Origin of the sequence: Dietzia sp. KRD202, from assembly GCF_017168155.1 — a bacterium.
In the GTDB taxonomy this organism is placed as follows: Bacteria; Actinomycetota; Actinomycetes; order Mycobacteriales; family Mycobacteriaceae; genus Dietzia; species Dietzia kunjamensis.
In genome coordinates, this window is the sequence record NZ_JABFAN010000018.1 from 251935 (window position 1) to 261474 (window position 9540).

Sequence of the window (9540 nt, forward strand, 5' to 3'; positions counted from 1 at the left end):
TCCTCGGCATCGCGATGCTGCCGTTCATCTGGAACATCATCAAGAGCTGGCGCTACGGGGAGATCGTCACGGTCGACGACCCGTGGGGCGCGGGCAACTCCCTCGAGTGGGCGACCTCGTGCCCGCCTCCGCGCCACAACTTCGTGACGCTGCCCCGGATCCGCTCCGAGCGCCCCGCGTTCGAGCTGCACTACCCGCACATGAGCGAGCGGATGCGGGCGGAGGCCCACGTCGGGGGCCGTCGCAAGGCACAGGACCCGGACTCGGCCAAGGATGTGGCCGACCGGGGACCATCCCCGCAGAAGGGCTGATCGCCCGCCCGTACTCACCCACGGGCGTAGGTCCCGGGAACCCCGTCGGCGGCTCGTCCACCGGCGGGGTTTCCGCTTGTCAGGCCCCGCAACATCAGCACCGCCCTCCCCGATCACCTGTCAGGAGTACATGTGAGCACCACCGGCACCCCGGCTCTCCTCACCGTCACCGGGCCCGACCGCCCGGGCGTAACCGCGCGGGTGATGTCCGTCCTCGCGTCCCACCACGCCGATCTGGTCGACGTGGAGCAGGTCGTCGTCAACGGCCATCTGTCCCTGGGGCTCATGGTCCGGGTGGACGACGGCGCCGATGTGGTCACCGTCGTGCGGGAGCTCACCGAGCAGGTCCACGACCTCGGGATGCAACTCGAGGTCCAGTTCGACGACATCGCCCCCGCGGCCCCGCCCTCGACGCACGCGGTCGTGATTCTCGGCAGCCCCGTCCCGGCCTCCGCGTTCTCGGCCGTCGCCGGCTCGCTGGCCTCCATCGGCGCGAACATCGACACGATCCGCGGGATCGCCGACTACCCGGTCACCGGTATCGAGTTGCACGTGTCCACCGCCGGCCGGGACTCGGCCGACGATGCCCGCCTGCGCGAGACCCTCGCCCCCCTCTCGGACGCCCACGGCGTCGACATCTCGGTGGACCGGGCCGGGCTCGGCCGTCGGTCCAAGCGACTGGTGGTGTTCGATGTGGACTCCACCCTCGTCCAGGGCGAGGTGATCGAGATGCTCGCCGCGCACGCGGGCAAGGAGGACGAGGTCCGGGCCGTCACGGAGCGTGCCATGCGCGGAGAGCTCGACTTCGCCCAGTCCCTGCACGAGCGTGTCGCGACGCTGGCAGGTCTGCCCGCCACCGTGCTGGACGAGGTCGCCTCGAGCATCGTGCTCACGCCCGGGGCCCGCACCACCATCCGCACGCTCAAGCGGCTGGGGATCCGCTGCGGGGTGGTCTCCGGCGGCTTCATCCAGGTGATCTCCGGCCTCGCCGAGGAGCTGGGACTCGACTTCGCCCGCGCCAACACCCTCGAGATCGTGGACGGCACGCTCACCGGCCGGGTGGTCGGCGAGGTGGTGGACCGCGAGGCGAAGGCCGCCTACCTCCGCGAGTTCGCCGACGAGGTCGGTATCTCGCTGAGCCAGACCGTCGCGGTCGGTGACGGTGCCAACGACATCGACATGCTCACCACCGCCGGGCTGGGAATCGCGTTCTGCGCCAAGCCCGCCCTCCGCGAGGTGGCGGACGCGTCATTGTCCAAGCCGTTCCTCGACACCGTTCTGTTCGTGCTGGGGATCACCCGCGACGAGATCGAGGCCGCGGACACCGCCGCCGGCACGTACCGCCGCGTCCCCCTGACGTGACCGGCACGCCCGGGGCGGGGGAGGGCGGTCCCGAGACCGGTGGGCCCGTGATCGGCGGCCCGGCGACCGGCGCCGCACTCGACTGGTGCCACGCCCGGCTCCGGGCGGGCTCGGCCGGCGCGGAGGACCCCGAGGATCGTGCGACCGTTCGGTCGATGCCGATCGTGCTGCACCTGCCCAAGGCGGACCCTCCGGCCCGGACCCCGCTGCTCGAGTCGGTGGCCGGCGCGGTCGCGGCGCTGTGCCTCGACGAACGGGTCGCGCCGGGAGGGCCGTGGCACGAGGCCTACGCCGCGTGGTTGGACGCCCGGATGCGCAAGATCGCCCGACGTGCCCGCGGCGCCCAGTGGCGGGCCTCGCTCGAGGTCCCCGGGGTGACCCGGGAGATCGACGGCGCCGCCGCGAGGGCGTTCGTCCCCGGCCCGGTGGACGAGGTGGACCCGCGGCTGGCCAGGCTGCAGATCGGCGGCACCGACCTTGAGCGTGACGAGCCCGGCGCGCCGCCCGAGGGGACGCCGGTGGTGTGGATCGACGGTGCGCTCGAGATGTCGACGGGAAAGGCGGCGGCGCAGGTCGGCCACGGGGTCATGCTGCTCATCGCCGCGATGGAACGCGATCGTCTCGATCGCTGGTTGGCCGACGGGCTCCCGGTCGCCGTCCGCGAAGCCGATCCCTCCCGGTGGCAGGACCTGGCCGAGGCGGTGGCCGCCGGGACACCGGGAGTCGCCGCGGTGGTGGACGCCGGCTACACCGAGGTGGCGCCGGGGTCGCTCACGGTCATCGCCGTCGACGCCTGAGCGGCGCCCCGGGGAGCGTTCAGGCGTCGCGCAAGCGCTCCAGGGCGCCGGTCACGACGTCCTTGTCGGTGGTCTGCCAGAACGGCGGCAGCGAAGCGCGTAGGTATCCGCCGTACCGCGCGGTGACCAGACGGGAGTCGAGCACCGCCACCACGCCGCGGTCCTCGGTGCGGCGGAGCAGCCGGCCCACGCCCTGTGCGAGCAGGAGGGCGGCGTGGTTACCGGCGACGGCGAGGAACCCGTTCCCCCCGCGGGCCGCCACCGCACGCTGACGCGCCGAGAGCAGCGGATCATCGGGACGGGGGAACGGGATGCGGTCGATCACGACCAGCGACAGGGTCCGTCCCGGGACGTCGACGCCCTGCCACAGCGACAGGGTGCCCACGAGGGTCGTCTCCTCGTCGTCGGCGAACGTCGCGACGAGGTTGGCCGTGGAGTCCTCGCCCTGGCAGAGGACGGGGGTGTCGAGTCGTTCGCGGAGCAGTTCGGCGGCGGCCTTCGCCGCGCGCATCGACGAGAACAGTCCGAGCGTGCGGCCCCCGGCGGCGGTGATGAGATCGACCAGTTCCTCCTCGGCCGCGGGCGACGGGCCCTCCCGGCCGGGCGCGGGGAGGTGAGCTGCCACGTAGAGGATGCCGTTGCGCCGGTAGTCGAACGGGGATCCCGCGTCGAGGCCCGTCCACCGCAGGGCGCTCGCGTCGTCGTCGGAGGGCGGTTCGAGCGACACCGCGCTCGCGGTGTCCGGGCGTGCCGACGAGGCGGGCGGCAGTCCCCAGGTGGCGGCGAGCCCGTCGAACTTCCCGCCCGTGGTGAGGGTCGCGGAGGTGAGGATCACCGTGGACTCGGCGAACAGGCGGGCACGCAGGAGCCCGGCGACGGACAGGGGAGCGACGCGCAGGATCCGTCCTCGTCGTTCCTCCACGCTCATCCATACGATCTCTAGGCGCTCGGTGACCGGCCGCTCGAACGAGGAGAGGATGCGGTCTGCGGCGTCGGCGATCTCGTCCAGCGCGGCGAGGGTCTTCTGACGGTCGGAGGCACCCTGTGGGTCACCGGCGGCCTCTCCGGGCTTGGGACCCGGGACCGCGCTGCGACAGTTCTCGGCGGTGTGGCGGACAGCGGCCAGCGCGAGGTCCGCGCCCTCGGGCATGAGGTCCCATCGCGCCTCGGGACAGATCTCCAGCAGCGTGGCGAGACCCTCCCCGGCGGCGACCATGCGGTCCGCGGTCTGCTGGTCGACGAGCTTCGCCGCCCGGCGCGCGGCCTGGATCACGGCCGCGCCGGTGAGTTCGGCGGTGGTCACGCCGGTCACCCGGTCGGACAGCTCGTGGGCCTCGTCGATCACCACCGCGTCGTGTTCGGGCAGCACGGAGACATCGGTCATGGCGTCGATCGCGAGCAGCGCGTGGTTGGTCACCACCACGTCGGCGCGGCCGGCCTCCTGGCGTGCCAGTTCGGCGAAGCACTCGGAGAACTCGGGGCAGACCTGCCCCAGACACTCGCGACTGGTCACCGACACCTGCCGCCACGCCGCGTCGGAGACACCGCGGGGCAGGTCGTCGCGGTCGCCGGTGTCGGTGTCCTGCGCCCAGTCGTGCAGGCGGGCGATCTCGCGGCCCAGCCACGAGCTCGGGCCGGTGTCCCGGGGGGTGGCCTCACGTGGGGTGCGCGCGGCCGTGGACTCGCCGCCGAGGGGCAGGTCGAACAGTTCCTCGGTCTCCACCTCCTCCGGGTCGGCCTCGTCGACCGGCCCCGAGCTCACCCGGTGCAGGCACAGGTAGTTGCCCCGGCCCTTGAGGATCGCGTGGGAGGGACTCACGCCGAGTTCCGGGCGGAGCGCCTTGGACAGCCGCGGCAGGTCGCGGTCGACCAGCTGGTTCTGCAGCGCGATGGTCGCGGTGGAGACCACCACGGTGTTCCCGGTGGCCACGGCGTGGCGCAGCGCCGGCACCAGGTAGGCCAGGGACTTACCGGTGCCCGTCCCGGCCTGGACTGCGAGGTGCTCCCCCGTCGCCAGGGCGTTGCCCACGGCCTCGGCCATCGTCACCTGGCCCGTGCGTTCGCTGCCGCCCAGGCCCGCGACCGCGGTGGCGAGCAGGTCGGAGACGGGGGGGAGCGAGTCGGTCACGCGGATACCCTAGCGGCCGCACCGGACAGTGGCCCGGGCCGCCGGGCGGCTCGGGGGCAGACCTGGCCGGCTCGGGGGCAGACCCGGTCGGCTCGAGGCCCACCCGGATGCGTCGGCGGACGACCGACAGCTCCGCTCAGCGGGTGGCCGGGGGGATGACCCTCACGGGGATGGCGGGGTCGCCCTGACTCAGCGCGAGCCCCTCCCACGGCAGGGACACCATCACGGCGGCGTGGTGGGCGCGTGACTGCTCGAGGGTCGGGAGCCCGGGGACGGTCTCGCCGCCCCGGATCAGCGGGACCATGAGATCGCGCGTCTCGAGACCGGGCTCCTCGGGGGCGTCCCCGGACCACGGCAGCAGCAACTCCTCGACGGCGGTGCCCGAGCGGCGGTGGTGGCGGACCGCGCGCTTGGCTCCGGGCAGGGACTCCTTCTGTGCGGAGCGTTTGGCCACGGGGATCCCGTCGACCTCGACGAGTTTGTAGACCATGCCGGCGGTCGGGGCGCCCGAGCCGGTCACGAGCCGGGTGCCGACGCCGTACACGTCGACCGGCTCAGCGCGCAGAGCGGCGATCGCGTACTCGTCGAGGTCCCCGGAGACCACGATCCGGGTGTTGCGGGCGCCGAGGGCATCCAGCTGGCTGCGGACCTGCCGGGCGAGCACCCCCAGGTCGCCGGAGTCGATACGGACGCCGCCGAGTCCGTGCCCGGCGACCTCGATCGCCGTCGCCACGCCCGTCGCGATGTCGTAGGTGTCCACCAGGAGGGTGGTGTCCACACCGAGGGTCTTCACCTGCGAGCGGAAGGCGGCCGCCTCGTCCGGACCCTGCGGGCCGGTGTGCAGCAGGGTGAACGAGTGGGCGGACGTCCCGGCGGAGGGCACGCCGTGCCGGCGCGTCGCCTCCACGTTGGAGGTGGAGTCGAACCCGGTGAGGTAGGCGGCCCGGGCCGCGGCGACCGCTGCTTCCTCGTGTGTGCGGCGGGACCCCATCTCGATGATGGGGCGGCCGTACGCCGCGGAGGTCATCCGCGCGGCGGCGGAGGCGATCGCGCTGTCGTGGTTGAGCACGGACAGGACCAGGGTCTCGAGTACGACGCACTCCGCGAACCCGCCCCGGATGCTCAGCACGGGCGAGCCGGGGAAGAACAGTTCGCCCTCCGCGTAGCCGTCGACGTCACCCGTGAAGCGGAAGTCGCGGAGCCAGTCGGTGGTCCGCTCGTCGAGCGAATCCGACAGCGCCTCGATCTCCTCGTCGTCGAACCGGAAGTCCGCCACGCGTTCGAGGAGCCGACCGGTGCCTCCGACCACCCCGTACCGACGGCCGGAGGGCAGGCGTCGGGCGAAGACCTCGAACACACACGGCCGGTCGGCGGTGCCGTCCGCCAGGGCCGCCCGGATCATAGTGAGCTCGTACTTGTCCGTGAGCAGGGCGGTGGACGGTCGCCCGGTGGGGGGCGTGACATGGGAGGGAGTCGGCGGGGTCACGGGGGCGACTCTACGGCGTGGCCTACCCGGCGGGAACCCGTATCCTGGGTTCCATGCACCCTGTGACGACACCGCTTGCGGCCGTCCGGAGCACCGCCCCGGTGATGGCGATGCCGTCGGCCGCGCCCGTGGAGTCCACGGACGCGGACCTCGACGGTGGGGTGGACAGCCCCTGGCTCACCGTGGTCTGGGACGACCCGGTGAACCTGATGAGTTACGTGACGTACGTGTTCCAGCGGGTGTTCGGCTACAGCAGGGAGAAGGCGCATGGCCTGATGCTCAAGGTCCACAACGACGGTCGGGCGGTGGTGTCGTCCGGCAGCCGCGACAAGGTCGAGAACGACGTCCGCAAGCTGCAGGAGGCCGGACTGTGGGCCACGATGCAGCGGGATGCGTGAGGCGGTGAAGGCGTGGCAGCGCAAGGCGTCCCTCGGTGGGGCGCGCATCAAGTCGGTCATGGAGAACCATGAGGTGCAGATCCTGCACGCCCTGGTCTCCAACGTGGTGGACATGCTCGAACAGCGCCGGGACTCCGCCCCGCGCGATGAGCTGGCCGAGATCACGGGGATGCGCAGTGGCCACTCGCAGGTGCCCGCCGAGGCGCCCCTGGCGCGGTTGTTGCCGGACTTCCACCGCCCTGAGGCGGCCGACCGTGCGGACGGGTCCGACACGGACGGTGCGGCCGTCGCGCGGGCCCACAACTCGGGCATGCGGATGATCCACGAGCCGGCGATCATCGACGCGAAACTCGGCTGCGCGGGCGTGGTGTTGCGTTCGTTGCCGTCGCGGGGCGGGACGGTGTCGCTGACCCTCGAGCAGGCGAACTCGTGGATGCGGTGTCTCAATGATGTGCGACTGGGGCTGGGCGCGGTCCTGCTGGAGGCGGGCTCGTCCGACGGGGTCGCCGCCACCGATATCCCCGAGTACGTGCCCGACGATGACCCCCGGTCCGCCCAGTTGGACGTGTACCACTGGCTGACCTTCATGCAGGACTCCCTGTGCACGGCCCTGGACGGGCAGTGAGACGACGGGCTGTGAGACGACGGGCTGTGAGGAGAACATCGTGAACCGAGACCCCCGTTCGCCGTGGCCGGGTACCGGCGCCGGACCGACCCGCCCGGCGGACCCGGGACCGCGGCGCTGGCCGGCCCTGGTCCTGCTGTGGTCGTTCGTCGCCCTGATGTGGGTGGTCGAGGCGGCGGACCAGGTGTTGCTGCGGGTCACCGGGGAGCCCCAGGTGCTCGACGGCTACGGGGTCCAGCCGCTGGCGACGGACGGGCTCCTCGGCATCGTGTTCCAGCCGTTGCTGCACGGGGACTGGGCGCACCTGATCGGTAACTCGATCGCACTGCTCGTGCTGGGGTCGATCATCGCCCTGTCCGGGATCCGACCGCTGGTCGGCGTCACCCTCGTGTCGTGGCTGATCTCGGGAGTGGTGTCCTGGTTGCTCGGCGGCACCGGGACCGTCCACATCGGGGCCTCCGGGATCGTGTTCGGCTACATCTTCTACGTCATCGTCCGGGGCTTCTTCTCCCGGCGCATCCTGCACCTGGTGATCGGACTGGTCATCGGCTTCTACTACGGGCTCGAGGCGCTGGCGGGCCTGTCGCCGATGCTGGACGGGGTGTCCTGGCAGGGTCATCTCGGGGGCGCGATCGGCGGCGTGGCGTCGGCGTACGGCCTCAAGCGCGACCGGAAACCGCAGCAGCGGCAGCTCGCCACGCAGCCGCGGTGGTCCGCCGGACCGCGGAGGTGACGCACCCCGACCCGCAGGCTCCCATCGGGGTGTTCGACTCCGGCGCCGGCGGTCTGACGGTGGCCCGGGCGATCGTGGACCAGCTACCCGACGAGTCGGTGGTCTACGTCGGTGACACCGCCAACGGGCCGTACGGTCCGTTGCCGCTGGCCGAGGTCCGGGCGCACGCCCTCGCGGTGGCGGACCAACTCGTCGACCGCGGGGTCAAGGTGTTGGTGATCGCGTGCAACACGGCGTCGGCGGCGATGCTCCGCGACGCCCGCGAGCGCTACCCGGTACCGGTCGTGGAGGTCATCCAGCCGGCGGCCCGGCGCGCGGTGGCCACCACCCGCTCGGGCCGGATCGGGGTCATCGCCACCCGCGCGACAGTGGCGTCGCGGGCGTACGACGACGCGGTGGCCGCGGCCGTCGGGATCGAGCTGACGTCGGTGGCGTGTCCGAAGTTCGTCGAGTTCGTCGAGCGCGGCATCACCAGTGGCCGTCAGGTGCTCGGGTTGGCGGAGGGGTATCTCGCCCCGATCCGCGACGCCGACGTCGACACCCTGGTGCTGGGGTGCACCCATTACCCGTTGCTGTCCGGTGTGGTGCAGTTGGCGGCGGGGGACCACGTCACGCTGGTCTCGAGCGCGGAGGAGACCGCCAAGGACGTGCTGCGGGTACTCACCGCGCAGGACCTGTTGAGGCCACACGATGCGGCCGAGCCGGCGACCCACGAGTACCTCGTCACCGGTGATCCCGACGCCTTCCGCCGGGTGGCGTCACGGTTCCTCGGCCCCGGTCTGGTGACCGTCGGGCGGGCGGAGTCGGACTGATGGACGGTGACACGCATCGCGGGCACAACCGCGAACACCACGACACGCGGTGCGGCGTGGCACGATGGTGCCCATGTTTCTGACTGTCCTCGGGTGCTCGGGAAGTATCGGTGGACCCACCTCGCCGGCGTCCGGGTATCTGGTCGAGGTCGACGGTCTCGCCCCCGTGGTGATCGACATGGGGCCCGGTGTCCTCGGCGCACTGCAACGACACGTGGCCCCCGAGGACGCGACCGTCCTGCTGTCCCACCTCCACGCCGACCACTGCCTGGATGTCCCGAGTCTGTTGGTCCTGCGGCGCTTCGGCCCCGGTGCGAAGGGCGCGGGCCGCGTGCCGCTGGTCGGGCCGTCCGGGACGGCCTACCGGATCGGGGTGGCGTCGGCGGAGGAGCCGGGGACGGTCGACGACCTGTCGGACACGTTCGACGTGGCCACGTGGGACGTCGCGCCCGAGGTGGAGATGAGGGGCGACGACGACGAGGTGGCCCTGAGCGTGCGGGCCGACCGGGTGGAGCATCCTCCGGAGTCGTACGGAATGCGCCTGACCTCCCGTAGCGGCCGGGTCCTGGCGTACAGCGGGGACACCGCCTATTGCGACGCCCTGGTCGAGCTGGCGGTCGGCGCGGACGTCCTGCTCTGTGAGGCGTCCTGGACGCACGAGGAGGGGCGCCCGCCGGGCATCCACATGTCGGGGGCGGAGGCGGGCCTGACCGCTCACCGCGCCGACGTGGGTCGTCTCGTGCTGACCCACATCCCGCCGTGGGTGGACCGCGAGGCGGTCCGCGCGGAGGCGGCCGTCGAGTTCGGCGGGGAGATCCTGCTGGCGGAGCCGGATCTGCGGATCACGGTCTAGGTGGCGGGCCGGCACCCCCCGACCCCTCCCGGCCG

General features: G+C 72.5%; 9 protein-coding genes and 1 pseudogene. 8 read left to right on the forward strand and 2 right to left on the reverse strand.

The features are described 5' to 3' along the window. From J1M64_RS15045 to J1M64_RS15055, 3 genes and pseudogenes are all read left to right on the forward strand, one after another. Positions 1-311, forward strand: a pseudogene (locus J1M64_RS15045) (cytochrome ubiquinol oxidase subunit I); the annotation flags it as partial. Positions 312-443: 132 nt separating this feature from the next. After that, the gene (gene serB / locus J1M64_RS15050) at positions 444-1673 is read left to right on the forward strand and encodes a phosphoserine phosphatase SerB (protein ID WP_067719911.1); all 1230 of its coding nucleotides are present in this window, start codon (positions 444-446) and stop codon (positions 1671-1673) included. Positions 1674-1720: 47 nt separating this feature from the next. Then, a complete protein-coding gene (locus tag J1M64_RS15055) occupies positions 1721-2470 on the forward strand; it encodes a peptidyl-tRNA hydrolase (protein ID WP_067719974.1) in 750 nt (249 codons plus the stop codon). 19 nt (positions 2471-2489) lie between these two features. Here the strand turns inward: J1M64_RS15055 and J1M64_RS15060 are convergent, their stop codons facing one another. Both J1M64_RS15060 and J1M64_RS15065 read right to left on the reverse strand, forming a co-directional pair. Further along, entirely contained in the window at positions 2490-4598 is a 2109-nt protein-coding gene (locus tag J1M64_RS15060) for an ATP-dependent DNA helicase (RefSeq protein WP_067719908.1), read from the reverse strand. Positions 4599-4734: 136 nt separating this feature from the next. Then, positions 4735-6084 carry a nicotinate phosphoribosyltransferase gene (locus J1M64_RS15065; RefSeq protein WP_067719906.1) on the reverse strand — a complete coding sequence of 450 codons (1350 nt, stop codon included), beginning with the start codon at positions 6082-6084 and terminating at the stop codon, positions 4735-4737. Between the two features lie 53 nt (positions 6085-6137). Between J1M64_RS15065 and clpS the strand changes: the two genes are divergently transcribed. The 5 genes from clpS to J1M64_RS15090 all read left to right on the forward strand — a co-directional run bounded on the left by clpS (position 6138) and on the right by J1M64_RS15090 (position 9505). Next, entirely contained in the window at positions 6138-6482 is a 345-nt protein-coding gene (gene clpS, locus J1M64_RS15070; RefSeq protein ID WP_067719971.1) for an ATP-dependent Clp protease adapter ClpS, read from the forward strand. A gap of 4 nt (positions 6483-6486) precedes the next feature. Beyond that, a complete protein-coding gene (locus J1M64_RS15075) occupies positions 6487-7107 on the forward strand; it encodes a DUF2017 domain-containing protein (protein ID WP_120286378.1) in 621 nt (206 codons plus the stop codon). A gap of 40 nt (positions 7108-7147) precedes the next feature. Beyond that, the gene (locus tag J1M64_RS15080; RefSeq protein ID WP_067719902.1) at positions 7148-7840 is read left to right on the forward strand and encodes a rhomboid family intramembrane serine protease; all 693 of its coding nucleotides are present in this window, start codon (positions 7148-7150) and stop codon (positions 7838-7840) included. Continuing rightward, complete coding sequence (murI, locus tag J1M64_RS15085) at positions 7837-8652, forward strand: glutamate racemase (protein ID WP_206474612.1); 816 nt, start codon at positions 7837-7839, stop codon at positions 8650-8652. Before J1M64_RS15080 ends, murI begins: the two co-directional genes overlap by 4 nt. A gap of 73 nt (positions 8653-8725) precedes the next feature. After that, positions 8726-9505 carry an MBL fold metallo-hydrolase gene (locus J1M64_RS15090; RefSeq protein WP_206474613.1) on the forward strand — a complete coding sequence of 260 codons (780 nt, stop codon included), beginning with the start codon at positions 8726-8728 and terminating at the stop codon, positions 9503-9505. Positions 9506-9540: the final 35 nt, after the last annotated feature.